This is a genomic window from Longimicrobium sp. (assembly GCF_048594345.1).
Taxonomy (GTDB): Bacteria; Gemmatimonadota; Gemmatimonadetes; order Longimicrobiales; family Longimicrobiaceae; genus Longimicrobium.
Map to the genome: position 1 here is coordinate 21,717 of NZ_JBMDXM010000175.1, position 18,961 is coordinate 40,677.

General features: G+C 71.1%; 17 protein-coding genes. 4 read left to right on the forward strand and 13 right to left on the reverse strand.

Going from position 1 to position 18,961, the window contains the following annotated elements:
- Positions 1-167: 167 nt before the first annotated feature.
- Positions 168-464, forward strand: coding sequence for a Rho termination factor N-terminal domain-containing protein (locus ACOJUJ_RS19275; protein ID WP_420128527.1), 297 nt, complete (start codon positions 168-170; stop codon positions 462-464).
- 631 nt (positions 465-1,095) lie between these two features.
- On the opposite strand, the gene ACOJUJ_RS19280 is transcribed toward ACOJUJ_RS19275, so the two are convergent.
- From ACOJUJ_RS19280 to gcvH, 11 genes are all read right to left on the reverse strand, one after another.
- Complete coding sequence (locus ACOJUJ_RS19280; protein ID WP_420128528.1) at positions 1,096-2,130, reverse strand: FAD binding domain-containing protein; 1,035 nt, start codon at positions 2,128-2,130, stop codon at positions 1,096-1,098.
- A 370-nt stretch (positions 2,131-2,500) separates the two neighbouring features.
- On the reverse strand, positions 2,501-3,967 hold the full coding sequence (locus ACOJUJ_RS19285; RefSeq protein ID WP_420128529.1) for a PAS domain-containing sensor histidine kinase: 1,467 nt from the start codon (positions 3,965-3,967) through the stop codon (positions 2,501-2,503).
- A gap of 151 nt (positions 3,968-4,118) precedes the next feature.
- Entirely contained in the window at positions 4,119-5,684 is a 1,566-nt protein-coding gene (locus ACOJUJ_RS19290) for a M28 family peptidase (RefSeq protein WP_420128530.1), read from the reverse strand.
- Positions 5,685-6,494 carry an MBL fold metallo-hydrolase gene (locus ACOJUJ_RS19295; RefSeq protein ID WP_420128531.1) on the reverse strand — a complete coding sequence of 270 codons (810 nt, stop codon included), beginning with the start codon at positions 6,492-6,494 and terminating at the stop codon, positions 5,685-5,687.
- A 473-nt stretch (positions 6,495-6,967) separates the two neighbouring features.
- Positions 6,968-7,645 carry a cyclase family protein gene (locus ACOJUJ_RS19300; RefSeq protein WP_420128532.1) on the reverse strand — a complete coding sequence of 226 codons (678 nt, stop codon included), beginning with the start codon at positions 7,643-7,645 and terminating at the stop codon, positions 6,968-6,970.
- Positions 7,645-8,808: an NAD(P)/FAD-dependent oxidoreductase gene (locus ACOJUJ_RS19305; RefSeq protein ID WP_420128533.1), complete on the reverse strand. Its 1,164-nt coding sequence runs from the start codon at positions 8,806-8,808 to the stop codon at positions 7,645-7,647. Before ACOJUJ_RS19305 ends, ACOJUJ_RS19300 begins: the two co-directional genes overlap by 1 nt.
- 460 nt (positions 8,809-9,268) lie before the next feature.
- Entirely contained in the window at positions 9,269-9,982 is a 714-nt protein-coding gene (locus ACOJUJ_RS19310; protein WP_420128534.1) for a methyltransferase domain-containing protein, read from the reverse strand.
- Positions 9,979-10,902 carry a cation diffusion facilitator family transporter gene (locus tag ACOJUJ_RS19315; RefSeq protein WP_420128535.1) on the reverse strand — a complete coding sequence of 308 codons (924 nt, stop codon included), beginning with the start codon at positions 10,900-10,902 and terminating at the stop codon, positions 9,979-9,981. The genes ACOJUJ_RS19310 and ACOJUJ_RS19315 overlap by 4 nt, the downstream gene beginning before the upstream one ends.
- Positions 10,899-12,260: an amidohydrolase family protein gene (locus tag ACOJUJ_RS19320; RefSeq protein WP_420128536.1), complete on the reverse strand. Its 1,362-nt coding sequence runs from the start codon at positions 12,258-12,260 to the stop codon at positions 10,899-10,901. The genes ACOJUJ_RS19315 and ACOJUJ_RS19320 overlap by 4 nt, the downstream gene beginning before the upstream one ends.
- 739 nt (positions 12,261-12,999) lie before the next feature.
- A complete protein-coding gene (locus tag ACOJUJ_RS19325; protein WP_420128537.1) occupies positions 13,000-13,683 on the reverse strand; it encodes a metal-dependent hydrolase in 684 nt (227 codons plus the stop codon).
- A 106-nt stretch (positions 13,684-13,789) separates the two neighbouring features.
- Positions 13,790-14,176: a glycine cleavage system protein GcvH gene (gcvH, locus tag ACOJUJ_RS19330; protein WP_420128538.1), complete on the reverse strand. Its 387-nt coding sequence runs from the start codon at positions 14,174-14,176 to the stop codon at positions 13,790-13,792.
- Between the two features lie 172 nt (positions 14,177-14,348).
- Between gcvH and ACOJUJ_RS19335 the strand changes: the two genes are divergently transcribed.
- The gene (locus ACOJUJ_RS19335) at positions 14,349-15,557 is read left to right on the forward strand and encodes a hypothetical protein (RefSeq protein WP_420128539.1); all 1,209 of its coding nucleotides are present in this window, start codon (positions 14,349-14,351) and stop codon (positions 15,555-15,557) included.
- An 85-nt stretch (positions 15,558-15,642) separates the two neighbouring features.
- Positions 15,643-16,017, forward strand: a complete 375-nt coding sequence (locus tag ACOJUJ_RS19340) for a hypothetical protein (RefSeq protein ID WP_420128540.1) — start codon at positions 15,643-15,645, stop codon at positions 16,015-16,017.
- 213 nt (positions 16,018-16,230) lie between these two features.
- Here the strand turns inward: ACOJUJ_RS19340 and ACOJUJ_RS19345 are convergent, their stop codons facing one another.
- Complete coding sequence (locus ACOJUJ_RS19345) at positions 16,231-16,908, reverse strand: HAD-IA family hydrolase (protein ID WP_420128541.1); 678 nt, start codon at positions 16,906-16,908, stop codon at positions 16,231-16,233.
- A 43-nt stretch (positions 16,909-16,951) separates the two neighbouring features.
- Complete coding sequence (locus ACOJUJ_RS19350; protein WP_420128542.1) at positions 16,952-17,902, reverse strand: alkaline phosphatase family protein; 951 nt, start codon at positions 17,900-17,902, stop codon at positions 16,952-16,954.
- Positions 17,903-18,413: 511 nt separating this feature from the next.
- On the opposite strand from ACOJUJ_RS19350, the gene ACOJUJ_RS19355 reads away from it, so the two are divergent.
- A partial coding sequence (locus tag ACOJUJ_RS19355) for a hypothetical protein (RefSeq protein WP_420128543.1) occupies positions 18,414-18,961 on the forward strand: 548 nt, incomplete at its 3' end.

Consider the following 18,961-nt stretch of genomic DNA (forward strand, 5'->3'; position numbering starts at 1 on the left):
CGGACAGGGAATGTAATCGATTCCCGGGCGTCACGTAAAGACGGACATTCCTTCGCGTGTGGGGCGCGTGCGATCCGCCACTCGTCCATGGGGGATCAAAATGCAGCGTTCAGGCCGATTTCTTGCCTCACGCGGGGCCGCGGGCACACCTGATCCTGGAGGAAGCGATGCCGAAGGGCTGGAGCAAGCACGACGAAACGATGTACGAGGCGATCAAGGAGAGCAACCTCGACAAGGGGATGGACGAAGGGCGCGCCCAGGAGATCGCCGCGCGCACCGTCAACAAGAACCGCCGGTTGGAGGGCCGCACGCCCAACAAGCACACGCAGGGCACCGGCAATCCCAACAGCGGCTACGAGGACCGCACCCGCGACGAGCTGTACAACATCGCGAAGCAGAAGAAGATCCCCGGGCGCAGCAAGATGGACAAGCAGGAGCTGATGGAGGCGTTGCGCAGTCTGTGAGGGTGTGGAGGTGTGATGGTGTGATGGTGTGATGGTGTGATGGGCCCGCGCCGGTGTTTGGCGAGTGAACGTGAAATCGCGGCTGGAAAGTCACGAAATCCGCCTTCGCGGATTGTGGCCGCTGGCCCGGGGGCGCAACGACGAATCACGGGTCGTCGGACGGTGGCTTGCTGACGGAGCGCCGCGCAGATCCATCCGCCACCCCAACCGTTTGGCGCGCGGACGAAGGACCTTCTCTCCGACGACGTGGGGCCGGCTTCGACCAATCGGAGCCGGCCCCACGGGTTTTGCGTCGAAGGCGATACTGATCCGGGAATCTCCCCGGTTGCGGACGCGCAGGTGTCTGGAACGCCCTCCGCCGTCCGGCCGCCGAGTCCGCGCAGGCGGACTTTGCGCCTTTGTAGCGGCGAATTCATTCGCTCCTGCAGGCGGACGCGCCACGTCACCGGATCCAACGCGCGGTCCGTGGATGCAGACGCGCCACGTTGCCGGATCGAACGCGCCAACCCCCTATGCGCGGACGGCACGTCCCCGATCACGATCCGAACTCCGGGATGCGCGCGGCACGCCCCTGGTTCCAATCGCGACGGGTCGGCGGCGGATGATCGCGGACCGGCTTCCGGTGCGGGCCCTACGCCGCCAGGGCGCGGGTGGGGATCATCTCCTGCAGCGCGCGGCGCACGTAGACGGGGACCATCGCCCGGCGCCATTCGGGATCGACGATCAGGTTCTCCAGCGGATGGCACTGCTTGAACGCCTGCTGCGCCACCGCCTCCACCACCTCGCCCAGCCGGTGCCCCACCGCGACCTTTTCCAGTCCCGTCACCACCCGCGGCCGCGACCCCAGCGCAGACACGACGAGCGAGATGCGCTGCACCGTCTCGTCCGGCGCCAGCTCCACCGCCGCGGCGATGGAGAGCAGGGGAAAGTCGATGGAGTTGCGCTGCCGCACCTTTACATACGCCGTGCGCACCGCGGGATCGGGCAGCGGGATGCGCACGCGCGCCACCAGCTCGTCGCGCTTCCGCACCGTGTTCCACATGCCGTCGGCCACGAAGAACGGGTCTACTCCCACCGTTCGCGTTCCGTCCGCCGACACCAGGTCAACCGACGCCCCCAGGGTGATGAGCGCCGGCACCGTGTCGGCCGAGTGGGCGGCCACGCACTTCTTGCCGGTGCGCGTGACGTGGCACACCTCGCCGTCCTTCTTGAGGCAGAAGCCCAGCGCCTGACGCCAGAACAGCGACTGGTTGTAGTAGGTGCAGCGCGTATCCAGGCACAGGTTGCCGCCGATGGTCCCCTGGTTGCGGATCTGCGGTCCCGCCACCTTTCCCGCCGCCTCGGCCAGCGACGGCATCGTCCGGCGCACCAGCGGGTTGCGCGCGATCTGCGTGAGCGTGGTGCACGCGCCGATCACCACCTGCGCCGCCGCCGGCGATCCCTCCTCCACCGCGTTTCCGTCCGCATCCGCCAGCCACACGCCATGCAGCTCGCGCACGCCCTTGAGCGCCACCAGGTGGCGGGGCGTGAACAGCCGGTGCTTCATGTTCGGCATCAGGTCCGTCCCGCCCGCGATGGGCATGGCGTCCTCATGCGCGCGCAAAAACGCGACGGCCTCGTCCAGCGTGCCGGGGCGGTGGTACGCGTACTCGTGAAGGCGAAGCATCAGCCGTGCTGCGGGTGATTGGGCGATCGAGAACGCGGCAAGATACGCCGCCGAGGCACAAGTTTCCAGAGGAGACGCGGGTCGTCGGGGTGGTTGGGACGGAAGAAGGCGCGACGACAGACATCGAACTTCGTCCGCGGGCGGCCCTCACCCCCCCGACCCCCTCTCCCACAAACTGCGTGGGAGAGGGGGAGACCTCAATCGCGCGTCGACAAGCGCGGGTGTTTCGTCCACCTCAACCGGCCGGAGCGCGCCGTACCCACGGATTCACTCACACCCCTCTCCCGCGCAGTTTGCGGGAGAGGGATCGCCATCCGTCGCGAGGAACGAGCGAAAGGCCTGGGGGGGGTGAGGGCCCCGCCGTAGCGCATCATGACTCACGGTCCGCTGGGCGCGACTCCATCGGCAGGCGCAGGACGAACTCGGCGCCGCCGCCGTGGGCGGGGCGCACAACGATGTCGCCGTCCAGGCGGCGGGCGAGCTGGCGGGCGATGGTCAGGCCCAGGCCGGTGCCGCGGTTCAGCGAATCCGACCGTGCTTCCTCGCCCAGCTGCTCAAAGGGGTGAAAAATCCGCTCGCTGGCCTCTTCCGGCACGCCGGGGCCGGAGTCGCGCACCGCGACCTCCATCCACCGGCCCCCATCCACCACCTGCGCCCGCACCCCCACCGCGCCCCTCGCCGTGAACTTGATGGCGTTGCTCACCAGCGCCGTCACCACCTGGCGCAGCCGCTCCGGATCCGTCTCCACCACGGGCAGGCCGTCCGCCACGTCCAGGTGAAACTCCAGACGCTTGGCCTCGGCCTGCTGCGCCAGGTGCTGCAGCACCGGAGGTAGAAAGTCGCCCAGCCGCACGGGGGCGTGAAAGAGGGGAAGCCGGTCGATCTCCACCGTGGTCAGCAGCAGCACGTCGTCCACCAGCCGCGCCAGGTGCTCCGCGCACACGCAGGCGCGCTCGCTGGCCCGCGCCGCGCCGGCGGGAACGTCGCCGTAGGTCTGCGTGGCCAGCAGGTGCGTGTACCCCACGATGGCGTTCAGCGGGGTGCGCAGCTCGTGGCTGGCGGCGGCGAAAAAACGGCTCTTGGCGCGGCTGGCCTCCTCCGCCTCGGCCGCCAGCCGCGCCAGCTCCCGCTCGCGGATGATGCGCTCCGTTACGTCCTCGAACAGCATCGACACGCCGCCGTCGGGGAGCGGGTGGATGGACACGTCGAAGCAGCGGTCGCGAAAAACGGGGCCCTTGGGATACAGCGCGGGCAGGTGCCGCGGCTCGCGGTCCACCATGGTGGCGCGGATGGCCGTGCCCAGGTAGGCGGGTTCCGCGGGGAGCAGCTCCCACAGGTCCGTCCCCGCCGCGCGGTCGCGGCGCAGCGAGACCAGCACCTCCGCGGCGCGATTCACATACAGAATGCGCCACTCGCGGTCCACCGCGATAAAGCCGTCGCGGATGCTTTCCAGCAGCTGCTCGTACTGGTCGGCCAGCCGCTGCTCGCCCGTGGCGTCGCGAAAGTGCAGCGCGATGCCGCCGTCCTCCATGGGCGAGGCGTGCACGGCCAGGTGGCGGACGAACAGCTCGCGGTCGCTCAGCACCGTCAGGTTAAGCACCACGCCCTGGTCGGCCACGCGTGCCAGCCGTTCGCGCACCTGCCCGTCCGCCGTGCCGGGGACCACGCTCCACAGGGCGCGGCCCAGCGCGTCGGCGCGGTCCACGCCAAACAGGCGCTCCGCGGCGGCGTTCCAGTAGCTGATGCGATATCCAGCGTCCGCGATGCAGAACCCGTCGGCAAGCGCCTCAAGGACCGCATGGCGGTTTAGCTCCACCATTGCAGACACGACGGACACAAGCTGGCTCCAGAGAATCGCCCGGCGTGCGGGCGGAAAGCGGCGGGGCCGCCGCACGGTGCGTGCCGCGCCCCGTTCTGGTCAGATCCGCCGCAGCGTACGGGGTTCCCCCCCCGCGCGTGCCGATCGTCCGAGAAAGAACGGGATCCAGCTACCGCCGCGTGAACCCCGCGCCGGGCAGCCATGCGGGAAGCGGGCCGCTCCACGCCACGTCCAGCGCCGTGCGCAGCATCACCCGCCCCTGCTGCAGGGCGCCGGCGTAGTCCCACCCTTCGTGATAAGAATCCGACGGCTGATGGTAGTGCTTTGTCACGAACTCCTCGTACCACGTCTGCCCCCACCCCTCCGGCCGCCCCTCGAAGGTGAGCCCGTGGTCGAACGCCAGCGCGGGAACGCCGGCCCGCGCCATGGGAAAGTGGTCCTGGCGGTAGAAGATGCCCTGCTCCGGATGCGGATCCGGCCGCACCTCCAGCCCTTCCTCTCCCGCCGCCGCGCGCACGAGATCTCCCAGCGAGGAGCGGTCGGCGCCGATGGGGACGATGTCCGTCGTGCGGCCCTGCAGGTTGGCGCCGTCCACGTTCAGCGCGGCGGCGGTGGTCGCCAGGGGAAAGAGCGGATTGCGCGCGTACCACTCGCTGCCGATCAGCCCCGATTCCTCCGCCGTGGTCGCCACGAAGAGCAGGGGGCGCGGCGGGCGCACGGGCATGGCGGCCGCCGCCTCCGCCAGCGCGAGTAGAAGCGAGACGCCGCTGGCGTTGTCGTACGCGCCGGGGTGCACGCGCCGCTCCCCGTCGGCGGAGTCGCGCACGCCCAGGTGGTCGTAGTGCGAAGTCATGACCACCGGCTCCGCCGCGCGTGCGGGGTCGCTCCCCGGCAGCAGACCCACGACGTTGGCCGTGCGCACCGGCTCCACCTGGCTGCGGACGGAGGCGCGGACGCGGACGCCAGTGTCCAGCGGACGAAAGCCGCGGTTCTCCGAATCCGCCATCAGCGTGGCGAAGTCGTATCCTCCGCGTGCCAGCAGGTCGCGCGCGACCGACTCGCTGATCCAGCCGCGCACCTGCAGCGGAAACTCCGGCGCGCCGGCCAGGCCGTACTGCGTCCCCGTGTTGGAGGTGCGCACCACGCTCCACGGATAGCCGGCGGATTCATCCGTGTGGATCAACAGGGCCCCCGCCGCCCCGCGCCGCGACGCCTCCTCGAGCTTGTACGTCCAGCGCCCGTAGTACGTAAGCGCCTTGCCGCCAAAGAAGTCCGGCGTGGCCTCCGTCCCCGGATCGTTCACGCGGATCAGCAGCACCTTGCCGCGCAGGTCCACGCCCTTGAAGTCGTCCCACTGGTATTCCGGCGCCGCGATCCCGTATCCCACGAAGACCAGCTCCGCATCCGTCTCCACCTGCTCCTCGGGGACGCCCGCCTCCAGCACGTACTCGTCCTCGTACCGCGGCTCCATCGCCCCCTGCGGCGTTTGCAGCGCGAGGGTGGGATGCGGCGTAAGGCCAACCATCGGCACGTCCTGCAGGTACGCGCCGTCGACGGGGTGCAGGCCGATGCGCTGGAACTGGCCGCGGATGTACTCCATGGCCAGCGTGCCGCCGCGGGTGCCGGGGGCGCGCCCCTCCAGCAGCTCGTGGGATAGAAAGCGCAGGTGCGCGTCGATGACGTGCGGCTGGATGCGGGCGAGCGCCTGGTCCAGCGCGGTGGGGTCAATGGGCATTCAGCTGTCGGTCAGGTGATGGCGGCCGCCGGATGCACGGACGCGTCCGGCGCCGGCGAGATGACTGAGAATCGCGCGGAGCGAGCCCTCCGCGGCCCCGCGGAGCCCCGGGTGCAGCTCGGCGCCGTACACGCGGTCGATCAGCTCGCCCGGTGCCGCGGGTCCCTGCCGCAACGCGCGGACCACCTGCTCGATGCGCTCGGCGCGGTGGGCGCGGTAGCGGCGGATGGCCTCCATCCCGTCCGCGATCGCGGGGCCGTGGGCGGGGTGGATGGCGCCGGGCCGCAGCGCCTCCAGCCGGTCGAGCGAAGCCAGGTAGTCCGTCAGGCTCCCCTCCGGCGGCGCGACCAGCGTGGTGACTGCGCCGCCCATGAACATGTCGCCCGCGATCAGCGCGCCCTCGTGCTCCGCCGGCCCGTCCGTCCACAGAAAGCAGACGTGCTCCGGCGCGTGCCCCGGCGTGGCGACCGCCAGTAGCGCGCCCGCGTCCGTTTCGATCCGCTCCCCGTCCTCGATCCACTCCGTGACCACCTCCTGCAGCGGCACCAGCGCACCCCGCGCCATCCGCACCGGCGCGCCCGTGCGCGCAAAGAGCAGCCCCGCGGACGCGGAGTGGTCGGTGTGGCCGTGGGTGAGAAGGATGGCGATCGGCGCGTGCCCGTTCAGCGCGGCGACGATGGCGTCCAGGTGCGACGGATCGTCCGGCCCCGGATCGATCACCACCGGCCGCTCGCGCCCCACGATGAACGTGCGCGTGCCGTCCAGCGTCATGGGAGATGCGTTCGGCGCGAGGATGGTTTGCAGCATCATGGGTGGATGTGGTGTGTGAAGCAGGCCGTGGATTGCGCCCGCGGTGCCCCTCCCCCGGCCCCTCCCCGTTCGTTCCTCACGGAGAGGGGAGAACTTCAGGACCCTTCGGCAGGCATCCGACTGCGTCGACTGGGGCCCTCACCCGCTCGCTTAGGCTCGCACCCTCTCCCGCAAGCGGGAGAGGGTATAAACTTCAATCCCGGTACGACATACGACCATCGAGATCTCCCTCCCCCACGCAGTTTGTGGGGGAGGGCCGGGGAGGGGGGCGGCCTACCATTTCGCACCACCCTCTCCCCAACTCACCAATGGCAGCCGCACACCCAACCTCCCCCGGCAGTTTCGGGGGAGGTGGGCGAGGTTTACGAGCCCGGAGGGGGCGCCGCCCCTTGCCCCGCACCTTCGGCAACGCGTCGAAGCCCATGCCGTGTATCCCCCCTCCCGCGCAGTTTGCGGGAGGGGGTGGCGCGCTCTCAGGCGCCGCCGGGGGAGGGTCCCAGCGCCGCCGCAGCCGTCTGCTCGATGGCGCACAGCACGGCGCGCACGGGCGACGCCTCCGCCTCCACCAGGCGCAGGGGGAGCGCGATCAGCTCGTACTCGCCGGGCGGTACGCCATCCAGCATCACGTTCTCCAGGATGCCGGCGCCGGCGCCCAGCAGCACGTGGTGCGCGGTCAGGTCCGCGGAATCGAACGGGTCCGGCGACGGGGCGTCCGTGCCGAACAGGCGCAGCCCCGCATCCACCAGCATCCGCACGGCATCGGCGTCAAGCGCGGCGAACCGGGTGGGGAAGACGGCGGGGTCCGTCCACGCGCCGGTGCGCACCAGCAGCCGCTCCGGCGCGCCGGCGGCCAGCACCCCGGCGGCCCAGGCGGCATCCAGCGACGCGCGGCCGGTCGCATCCACCACCCGTGCGGGGCCCAGGTACGCGTCCAGCGGCGCCGCGCCGATCATCATTCCGTCCGCCAGCATGTGGAACGGGCCGTCAGCGTGGGTGCCGGTGTGCGGGCTCATCCGCAGCTCGGACTGATTGTAGGGCACGCCGGGCCCCATCCGCGCCTTCCAGTCCAGGCGGCACGGCGAATCCCCCGGCCAGACGGGGTGCCCCGCAAAGAGCGGGCGGGTGACGTCGTACAGGATGGGTCCGGGCATCAGACGATGATCTGGGCGATGAGGCTGGGGCGCAGCAGCGAGCGCACGGGGCGCACGTCGCCGGTGGCGTGGATGATGGCGTCGCCCAGCTGCGGGCGGCGGTCCAGGCGGCGGGCGGCCCACCCCAGCAGCCGCGGCCGCGAAACGAACGCCTCTACCACGTGCTGCAGCCGTTCGCCGGGCCCAAACGCGCGGCGGCGGGCGCGCTCGTACGGCATCAGCGCGGCGGCCGAGGTGTCGCCCGCCCGCAGCGCCGCGCCGACGGTTTCCGCCGCCAGCTCGGCGCCGCGGAGGGCGCGGTAGATGCCTTGCCCGGTGAACGGGTCGTAGTAGCCCGCCGCGTCCCCCACGAGCAGCGCGCCGTCCGCCACGGCGCCGCGCACGGGGCAGTCGAAGGGGCCCGTCGCCAGCACGTCGTCCACCCGCTGCGCGTCCGCGAACCCGCACTCCCGCAGCGCCGCGTCGAAGTACGCATCGGCGTGGCCGCCCACCTCGTGCGCCTGCTCGCCGGGAACGACGACGGTCACGTTCGCCAGCCCGCCGCCGACCTCCGCGATGCCCACGCACCTGCGGCCCCGCGCGCGCATCTGGCCGCAGCCGCGCATGTCCGGCAGCCCGCGCACGTGCGCCGTAAGCGCCAGCTTCCGCAGCCGCGGCGCGCGGGCCAGCAATCCCAGGCGTCGGAGGATGATCGAGCGTAGCCCATCCGCCCCGATCACAATCCGCCCCGCGATCTCCTCCCCGCCCGCGATCACGCCGCGTACGCGCCCGTCCTCATCCCGCGGCAGGTCGGTGACCTTGATGCCGGTCCGCACCTGCGCGCCGGCGTCGCGGGCGTGGTCCAGGAGGATGGCGTCCAGCGTTTCGCGCGGCAGGGCGATCCCATGCACGCCGCCGCTGAACCGCCCCAGGAACGATGGTCCGGCGTCCGACACGATCCGCCAGCCGTCCAGCCGCGCGGGGCCGGCGTCCATCACCCGGTCCAGCACGCCCAGCCGGCGCAGCGCGGCCACGCCCGCGGGGTTGATGCACTCCGCGCACGGCTTGCGGCGCGGAAAGTGGGCGCGGTCGATGATCAGCGTACGCCATCCACCCCGCGCCAGCAGCGCCGCCGCCGCGCTCCCCGCCGGCCCTCCGCCCACCACGATGGTGTCCCACGTCATGGGCGCCTCGGGAGGAGAGGGAAACGGCCGTCAGCGCCGGCCCCGCGTCGGGGCGGTTGAAACCGCGGCTGGAACGTCACGGAATCCGCCTGCGTGGATTGTGGCCGCGGGATCGGCGCATGAAGGCTGGCGCAACGCTCCCCCCAGATGACAATCCCAGGCGTGCGGACGGGTGTGGTTGCGGACGCGCAGGTGCGTGGGACGCCGCACCCCGCCAGGCCGCCGAGTCCACGAAGGTGGACTTCGTGCCGTTGTAGCCGCGACTCCAATCGCCCGGGACGGAGCCGGTCGCGCGCGTGGCTGCGGACGCTCAGGTGCCTGGAACGCCGCACACCGCCAGGCCGCCGAGTCCGCGCAGGCGGACTTTGTGTAGTTGTTGCAGCGAATTCATTCGCCCTTGCGGGCGGCGTGCACGACCGCCTGCTCGACGACCCTCGACCGACTGCCGAACGCGTCCTCATCACCGCTCCCCCTCCCACACCAGCGCCACGCGAAACGGCTCGTGGCGGTGCGCGCGGGCGCCGGGAAGGCCGGCGGCGCGGGCCAGGTCGTCCAGCTCCGCGGGGGTGAACGCGCGGCGGACGGAGAGCGGGCCGTCGTGCGCGGTCACGGGGTGGCGGCGCCAGAACGTCGCCGCCAGCAGCCGCGCGCCCACGTACGCCGGCCGCGAACGCCGCAAATCGTTGACGATCCCGCCGATGCGCGCCACGCGATGCATCTCCCCCAGCACCCGCAGCAGGTCCGCGCGCGCGTCGAAGTGGTGAAGCGCGGTGGAGCACACGGCGAAGTCGAACGCATCGTCCGCGTACGGCAGATGCAGCGCGTCCGCCGGCTCCACGCGCACGTTCGCGTCCGCCGCCGCGTGCCGCCGCGCAACGTCCAGCGTGGTGGGATGGTTGTCCGTCGCCACGACCTGCATGCGGATTCCCCGCGCCCGTGCCCACGCCGCCACCTTCAGCGGGATGTCCGCCGATCCGGTGGCCACGTCCAGCACGCGGTACGAGGGCCGCGGATGCCGTGCCACCAGCTTTGCCAGGTGATGCAGCACCACGCGGTAGCCGCCCAGCCAGCGGTTCACGTGCCGCAGGTCCGCGAGCGAGCGGTTGAGCTCCGCCGGGTCCTGGTCCGGCTCGTCCATCCGCTCGGCGCCGGCGGCGCGGGGAAGCGACGTCACTCCGCCGGCCCTTCCAGCACCCGCGCCGGCGCGGCGGAACGCGGCTCCACGTGGACCACCACGCGCCGCGCGCCCAGCCGGCGGCGCACCTCGTCCTCTACCAGGTCCGCGATCTCGTGCGCTTCTTCGATGTCCAGCCCGCTGCGCACCGCGATCGTCAGCTCCGCGAACCGCGCCCCTTCGCGACGGCCGCGGGAGCGCACGTCGTAGGCGGCATCCACCCCGTCCATCGCCTCCGCCATCCGCCGGATCTCCGTCGCCTCCACCGCGGCCTCGTCCACCAGCACGGGAATGGTTTCGCGGAGGATGTGAAAGCCGGTGCGTGTGATGAGGATCGCCACCAGCAGCGTGGTCCACGCGTCCCCCGAGCGCCAGCCGAAGCGCGTCAGCAGCAGGCCCACAAGGACGGCCAGGGTGACGTAGACGTCCGCGCGCAGGTGGGCCGCATCCGCCAGCAGCAGCTCGCTCTGCAGCGCCATGCCGCGACGACGCTCGTACTCCGAGGCCACGATGCCGATCACCAGCGACACCGCCATCACACCCGCGCCCAGCCCCGTATCCACCCGCTCGCCGCCGTCCCCGCCAATGCGCCCCAGCGCCGTCCGCACCAGCTCGTAGACGGTAATGGAAAGGAACGCCACCATCGCCAGCGCGCCCAGCGCCTCGAACTTTTCGTGGCCGTATGGATGCTGCTCGTCCGGCTCCTGCCCGGCCACGCGCGCCAGGGTGATGGCCACCAGCGTCGTCAGCACGTCCAGCCCCGAATCGAACGCGCCGCCGAGGACCGCCAGCGAGCCGGAGATCAGCCCCGCCGCCGTTTTGGCCGCCACCAGCACCAGGCTGACGCCCAGCATGAGCATCAGCACCCGGCGCACCTCGCGCGAGCGCCCGTCCTGCGCGGCGTCGGCGGCGCGCGTCACGTCATCGCCTCCCGCAGCCGCCGGGCCGCGTCGTCCATCACCGGCTCCAGCGCGGCGGGGTCCAGCGTGGCCAGCAGGCCGTCGCGGTACAGCACGCGCCCCTGCACCGCCGTCAGCACCACGTCGCAGCCGCGCGCGGCGTGAAAGACGGCGGCCACGGGATCGTGCACCGGGCGCACGTGCGGCGCGGCCAGCGAAACCACGCACAGGTCCGCGTCCTTCTCCGGCTCCAGCGTGCCGACGGTGTCCTCCATCCCCAGCGCCCGCGCCCCGTCGAGGGTGCACAGCCTCAGCAGCTCCGCGGGGCCCAGGACGCCGCAGTCCGCCAGCCGCGCGCGGTGCAGAATGCTGGCGATGCGCGCCTCTTCCAGCAGGTCCAGGCGGTTGTTGCTCCCCACGGAATCCGTTCCCAGCCCCACGCGCACGTTCCCGGCGATCAACTCCGGATACGGCGCCAGGCCGTGCCCCAGCCGCGCATTGGCCACGGGGCAGTGCGCCACGGCCGACCCGGTGTCGCGCACGCGGCGGATGTCGTCCGCGTCCAGCAGCACGCAGTGGATGAGCAGCGGCCGCGCGCGCAGCACGCCCAGCCGGTCCAGCATCTCCACCGTGGTCCGGCCGCGCGGGGGCGTGTCGATGCCGCGCGCCCGCAGCCCCGGGGCGAAATCCCCCTCCCCCGCCTGCACCAGCTGGTGCTCGATGGCGCTTTCCGCCGCGTGCACCGCCATCGGAAGCCCCTCGGCGATCGCGTACTCCGCCGTGGCGGTGAAGAGCGCGTCCGACACCGTGTACGGCGCGTGCGGCGACACGCCGATGCGCACCCGGTCGCACTCCCAGGCGCGCAGGCACTCCACGTTGGCGCGCAGGCCGTCCATCATCTCGCCGCACACCGCCGGGTCCGGACCGAAAACCTCCTGGTAGACCACGCCGCGCAGTCCCGCCTCGCACAGTGCCCGGGCCGACGCCCCGGACGATTCCGTCGCCGCCAGCGTGGTGATGCCGGAGCGTAGCGCCTCCACCATCGTCCAGCGCGCGGCGGCCTCGAAGTCCGCTTCCGTCAGCGCCGCCCGCTTGGCGCCCACCAGCCGCAGGATCCAGTCGCGAAAGCACAGGTCCTCCAGCGCCCCGCGGAACATCGCCAGCTCCGGGTGCGCGTGGACGTTGACCAGGCCGGGGAGGATGGCGGCCTCACCCAGCTCCTCGATGACGCACCCCTCCGGCGGCTCGATGGCGAGCGCCGGCCCCACCGCCGCGATGCGGCCGTCCGTGCCCACCAGCACGGCGCCGTTGCGGATGGGGTCGGCGCAGACGGGCAGAACCCAGGCGGCGCGATACAGCGTGAGGGGCAGTTCCGGCATCAGCTACGTTGATCCATCCGTCGATTTCATCCCGATTCCACATCCGCGCGTCGTCGTACATCGGCGGCGCGCCGCGTCCGCTCTGCATCGTGCGGGCGAGGGGGTGGGACAATAGCAGGCGACGGGCCGCGAGGCGCAATGGGGTCCTCCCGCGGGCCCTCCCCCGGCGGCGCCTGAGAGCGCGCCACCCCCTCCCGCAAACTGCGCGGGAGGGGGGATACACGGCACGGGCGGCGGGGCGGCGCCGATGGTGTGGCGCGACCCTCGGCGCCCCCTCCGGGCGAGCACCACTCGCCCACCTCCCCCAAAAAACCCTGGGGGAGGTTGGGGTTGGGGCGGGGATCTGAGTGCTTCGGCTGGATTGGGAGCTGCGTCCGCGGGAGGGCTTACTCCCAGCTCCTTTGCCGCAAACCGCGCGGGAGAGGGAACCCGCTCTGAGGCATGTCGAAGCGGGATCGAAGTTTATACCCTCTCCCGCTTGCGGGAGAGGGTGCGAGCCTAAGCGAGCGGGTGAGGGCCCCCGCGGGCGCCAACTCAACGCCTGTCGCCGAGCTTCGATCTCTCGCCACCACCCCTCCCCCGAAGTTGGGGGAGGGGTCGCCAGCCGTCGCGAGGAACGAGCGAAAGGCCTGGCGGGGGAGAGGGCCCTCCGCCGTCCACGCACGAAAATCCGCCCCCCGCCGATCATCGGCGGAGGGCGGAAATTCTCCCATCACAAATCCATCCCGTCACCCCGCCGTCACACCTCGAACGTGCCGCCGGGCTGCAGGATCTCCACGCGGGCCGCGTCGCCCACCATCTCGCGGAAGCCCTCGGGGTTCTGCTCGATGACGGGGAAGGTGTTGTAGTGCATGGGGATGACGATCTCAGGCTGGATCATCTCCACGGCGCGGGCCGCATCCTCGGGCCCCATGGTGAAGTTGTCGCCGATGGGAAGGATGGCCACGTCCACGCGCCCCTGCAGCAGCTGCATGTCCATGATCAGCGCCGTATCGCCCGCGTGGTAGATGCTGGGCCCGCCTTCCAGGCTGATCAGGAACCCGCAGCAGTCGGTGGTGAACGCGCCGTCGTCGCCGTCGATGGAGCCGGTGTGCAGCGCGGGCGTCAGCTTCACACGGCCGAACGGGAACAGGTACGCGCCGCCGATGTTCATCCCGTGCCCGTTCTTGGCCCCCTGCTTCTGGCAGAACGACACCAGCTCGAAGGTGGAGATGACGGTGGCCCCCGTCTTCTTCGCGATCTTTACGCAGTCCGCAAAGTGGTCGGAATGGCCGTGCGAGACGAGGATGTAGTCGATCTTCCCCACGTCGCCGCTCTTGATGGTGGCGGAGGGGTTGTCGTCGATCCACGGATCGATGAGGATGCGCGTGCCGTCGTGCTCCAGCGTAAAGCAGGAGTGCCCGATCCAGGTAAGCGTCGCCATGATCAAACAGTGCGGAAGTGCGTGAAAGAAGGAGTGCGAAAGTGCGGGAGTGCGAAAGTTGAGCCGTTACTTTCGCACTCTCGCACTCTCGTACTTTCGCACTCCGTTATCCGATCAGCCCCTCGTACCCGGCGGCGTCCAGCAGGGCCGCCACGGCCGCGGCGTCGTCGGCGCGCACCTTGATCATCCAGCCTTCGCCGTACGGGTCGCTGTTGATGGCCGCCGGGTTGGCGTCCAGCGCGCCGTTGGCCTCCACCACCTCGCCCGACACGGGCATGTACAGGTCCGACACGGCCTTGACTGCCTCGATGGTGCCGAACACCGCGCCGGCCTCGTACTTCGACCCCGGCTTGGGCAGCTCCACGAAGACGATGTCGCCCAGCTCGCCCTGGGCAAAGTCGGTGATGCCGACGTAGAACACGCCGTCCTCACCGGCGGGCTTGAGGTACTCGTGCTGGCTGGTGTACTTGAGGTCCTGCGGGACGTTCGCCATGATGCTCTCCGCGCGGTTCGGGCCGGTGCTGATTTCGCCGGGAGATATAGGCCGCGCGCCCCGCGAACGTCAAGCACGCGCGGCGGGTCTGGACGATGCGCCCTCGTCTTTGCATCATACGTTTGCGCCCGATCCCCCGATCTACATCGCCGAGCTACGCAGGATTCCCACCATGGACGCCGCTCTCGAAGTCCCCGGTTCCGCCGCGCAGCCGCCCATCATCCGCAAGCCCGCCAAAAAGCCCGCCTGGCGCGGCCTGCTGGTCGGCGTCTTCAGCGGTGCGCTGGGCGCGCTGCTGGCCATGGGCGCAGTCCGCCTGCTGGGTGAGGACATGACCGGCGTGGGCGACAAGGAGGCCCTGCGCGTCGCGTTCGGGGCGTGGACGGGCGCGGTGGTCGCGCTCACCGCCCTCATCGCCGGCTACCTGGCCATCGTGACGCACGAGGTGGGGCACCTGGTTGGCGGCAAGCTCGCCGGCTTCCGCTTCTTTCTGTTCGTGGCGGGGCCGCTGCGCATCGACCGCGACTCGGCCACGGACCGCATTCGTGTGGGGTTGAACCGCGACCTTTCGCTGGCCGGGGGGATTGCCGGGTGCCTGCCCACGGGCACCGAAGCGCTCCCCCGCCGCCTGGGGCTGATGGTGGCGGGCGGACCCGCGTTCAGCTTTCTGCTCGCCGGTGCCGCCGCGGCGCTCACCGCCGGCCCGGCGGCGGAGGGGCCGGCGCTGCTGAAGTCGATGCTGGGGCTGATGATGATCATCTCCTTCGGCCTGGGCGTGGTGACGCTGATCCCCATGCGCTTCAGCGGCTTTGCGTCGGATGGAGCGCGGCTGCTGCGGCTGGCCCGCGGCGGGCCACAGGCGCACCGCGAGGCCGCCATCCTGGCGCTGGTCGCGCTCACCACGATGGGCACCCCGCCGCGCGATCTTTCCGACGAGATGGTCGGCTCCGCCATCGCCGCCCGCGACGGCACCTCCGACGAATGCACCGCCAACCTGCTCGCCTACACCCAGCGGCTGGACCGCGGCGACACCGCCGGCGCGCGGGCGGCGCTGCACCGTTCGCTGGAGCTGGCGGACCAGTATCCCCCCGCCTTTGTGCCCGCCATGATGGTGGAGGCGGCGTTCTTCGAGGGGTTCGTCTCGCGCGACGCGGCGGCCGCCCGGGCGTACCTGGCCGAGGTGCCGGCAAAGTCCATGGTCGTCTCGCCGTTCGATCGGCTGCGCGCGGAGGGCGCCATCGCGCTGGCGGAGGGCGACGTGGCCGGCGCGCGGGAGCGGTTTGAGCGCGCCCGGGCCGTCGCCCCGGCAAGCGACCCGTTCCGCCGCACCCTGCTGGACCGGATGGCCGCCGCCACGAACGCGGAGCCCGCCTCCGCCTGATTCCGCGCCGCTGGCGGCCGTTCGCGGCGCAAGTGCACGGCGAGCGCGCCTATCGCGCCAGACGGCGGACGCTTTGGCGCGTCTCATGCGGTTTTCGTTCGGCATGTCGCCGCCTCGCCTTGTGCCCGCTGACCCCGATCCCGCCGACCTGATCGGCGGCGCCCTGACCGCCGCCGAAGCCGCGGCGGAGCGCTTCGCCACCGCCAAGACGGAGGTGCTGCACGCGCTGGCCAGCGTGGACGAGGCGCTGGTGGACCTGGTGCAGCGCGTGTTCGACGCGACGCCGCCGGAGTTCAAGCGCACCTGCACCGTCTCCTTCGACGACGCCGATCCGGAGGAGATGGACCTTCCCGACCTTGTCCGCGCCCTGCTGGAGCGTCCCGGCGGCACCCGCGCCGAACTCACCATCACCGTCGCCGAAGACCTTTACGACGACACCCCGGCCGACGACGACGAGTAGCCTCGCATCCCACGCGGTGCTGAACCCGCGGCAGTGAACGCGGAAAGCCCCGCGAACCGTGCGGGGCTTTCAACCCATCCAATCTTCGGCACTCACCCTCGGCTGGCCGCGAACCCCTTCCGCGCGGGCGAACATCGCGTTATCGCGGCCCCGAGTTCATTCGCCGTGGCCCAATCCGTTCGGTGGCTTGTTACTCTCCCGACACCGCTACCGTCAATCGGCTGAGCCGTGCCCGTTGAGCAGGCGGAGCACGTCGCGCTGTTCGCGCAGAAAGGCGTCCGGGCGTGCATCCTCCAGCGCCTGGCGGGAGAAGGGGCCCCAGAGCGCGGCTGCGGTGCGCGTGCCGGCGGCGCGGCCGGCCGCCACGTCGTGCGGCGAGTCGCCCACGAACAGCGCCTCGTGCGGCGCCACGCCCAGCTTTTCCAGCGCCATCAGCACCGGCTCGGGGTGCGGCTTGGGCTCCGCCACGTCTTCGGGGGTGATGATGACGTCAAAGTGGCGCACCAGGCCGCACAGCTCCATGCCGCGCATGGCCGCGTGGCGGTGCTTGCTGGTGACGATCGCCAGCCCGAACCCGCGGCGCTCCAGCTCCGCCACCGTATCGACGGCATCGGGGAACGGGCGCAGCAGCTCGTCGTGAATACCGTCCTGGAACTCGCGATACGTGTCCAGCATCGCCTCCACCTCGGCGTGGTCGCGGCCAAAGCGGCGCATCTGCGACTCCAGCGTCATCCCGAAGCCGCTCAGCCACACCTCGTCGGCCGGCACGTCGCCCAGGTGCGTGCGCATCGTATGGCGATACGACCGCATGATGAGCTCGGTGCTGTCCGCCAGCGTCCCGTCAAAGTCGTAGAGAACCGCCCGGATCCCCGTCAGCGTCGTTTCCGTCATCCTGCCTTTCATCTCCCCGGTGAATACGGATCGTGGGAGTCTATCATCCACCGTTGTCTGAAGATAGCCCTCGCCCATCGATCCCAAGTGCCTGAAGCATCGCCAGCGCCACATCCATTAATGAACGTACATTCATTAACTGTTCACGCCTGGTGCCGACCGCGAGTACGGGAACGGGATGGATGGTGTGCCCGCCGCGCACGTCCTCCACGTTGCCGTGGTCGCTGGAGATGACGAGCAGCGCATCCGCCGGCAGCGCGTCAGCCAGCGCGCCGACAAAGGCGTCCACTCGCTCCAGCGCGGCGACGGCGCCGTCCATGGCGCCGCGGTGGCCCGTGTAGTCGGTGTCGTAGTGCGCGAACAGCGTGACGTCCGCATCCGCGGCGATGCGGGCGAGGGTGCGGGCGGCCTCCTCCGGTGTGACTTCGGGAACGTCGCTGCCCAGGTGCTCGCGCCACCGTTCGTTGGTGATGGACGATGCGACCGCGCGCCCCTCCGCCAGCTCCGCCGCGCCCCGCGTGAGCGCGCCGACGGACTGCGCCGCCAGCATGGGGCCGGCGGGGCGGCGAAAGATGCGTGGGTCGGCGGGCGCGCCGGAGAGCGGATACGCGTTGGCGAACGCCGCCGTCCGCCCGGCGTCAGCGGCGCGGCGCAGCAGGTTCTCCGCGGCCAGCATGGGGCGAAGCGGCGTGGGCACCCACGGGCCAAAGTGGCGCCCGTACTCCGCCGCGCCGTTGCGGCCGGTGAGCAGCGTGGTCTGCCCCGTCCCGCTCTGTGGCAGCCCCTCTACACCCAGCGTGGCGTCCGCCGCCACCAGCACCGCCCGCTCGCTGACGATGCGCCTGTCCGCATCCAGGTGCTCCGCGATGGGAAGCCGGCCGCCCAGCAGCGCCTGGATACGCGGCAGGTGCGCGACCACAAACGGGTTGAACGCCAGGTCCCCCTCCCCGATCCCGACTCCGTCGAGGAACACCAGGATCGCGCGTTGAGGCATGATTTGGGTGCGGAGTGAGAAAACCGGAGCCGCGAGGCCCACCAATCAGAAAGAAGAATAATACCATCTCCCAGGTTTCGATGTGCAGTGAGGGGAAAGATTGTCACGCGGAGGCGCGGAGAAAACGGAAAAGGCGCGGAGGGAACGCCAAAAACGCCTCCGCGCCTCATCAGTTCCTCCGCGCCTCCGCGTGATGCTTTTCCGTCGTTCGTCTGATTGCACAACGAACTGCGAGAAATGGTACAACGCACGGCGGCGCGGCGTCAGCCAGAACTGCCCTGGACTGCGACAGATTTTGTCGCAGCCGGCTTGCCCAAATGGATGATCTCAATGTATACTGTCCCCTTTCCAGCGCCCGAGCGTTGCGGCGTCCGCTCCATCTGGACCACCCTGCCTGTCCTGCCCGAACCGGTTTTCCGCGATTGACGTCGTGAATCCTCGCTGTGCGCGGCGCCGTAGGGTCCGCCACGGCCAGCGTTGTGTGTTCCATCCCCAACCAGCTCGACTCCTGATGCGCCTTCCGAACTTCAACCTTCGGCGTCCGCCCGCCGACGACACCAGTCCCGTGCCCGCGGCCGGCGCGGGCGCATCCGACGCCGATTCCACCCTCGTCGTGGACGCGGAGAACGGGTGGGCCATCGGCACCGCCGCCGACCTTTCCGAGATCGACGGCGACCCGGTGCACAACGTTCTCAAGCGGACGGAAGTGTGGTTTGGGTACAAGGCCGCCGCGGTGGAAAAGGAAGCGGCGGAGCTCGCCGCCGCGCACGCCGACAAGGGCCAGCCGCGCCACGACCTGCCCCGCACCGAGCCGCTGGAGATGGAGGTGCTTCTGGAGCAGCGCGCCCGGGAGGTGCTGTCCGGCTGGGAGGAGCGCGTGCATCGGCAGCTGCAAGGTGCGGTGGCGGCGGAGACGGAGGCCATCGGCACCGGGCTGGCGGCGGCGCGGCGCGCCGTGGCGAACGCCACGTCCGCTCGCGCCATCCTGGGCCCGCGCGCACCGCTCCCGGAGGCCCTGCCCGCGCTGAGGATCGTCCGCGACGAGTCGCCGGCGGACAC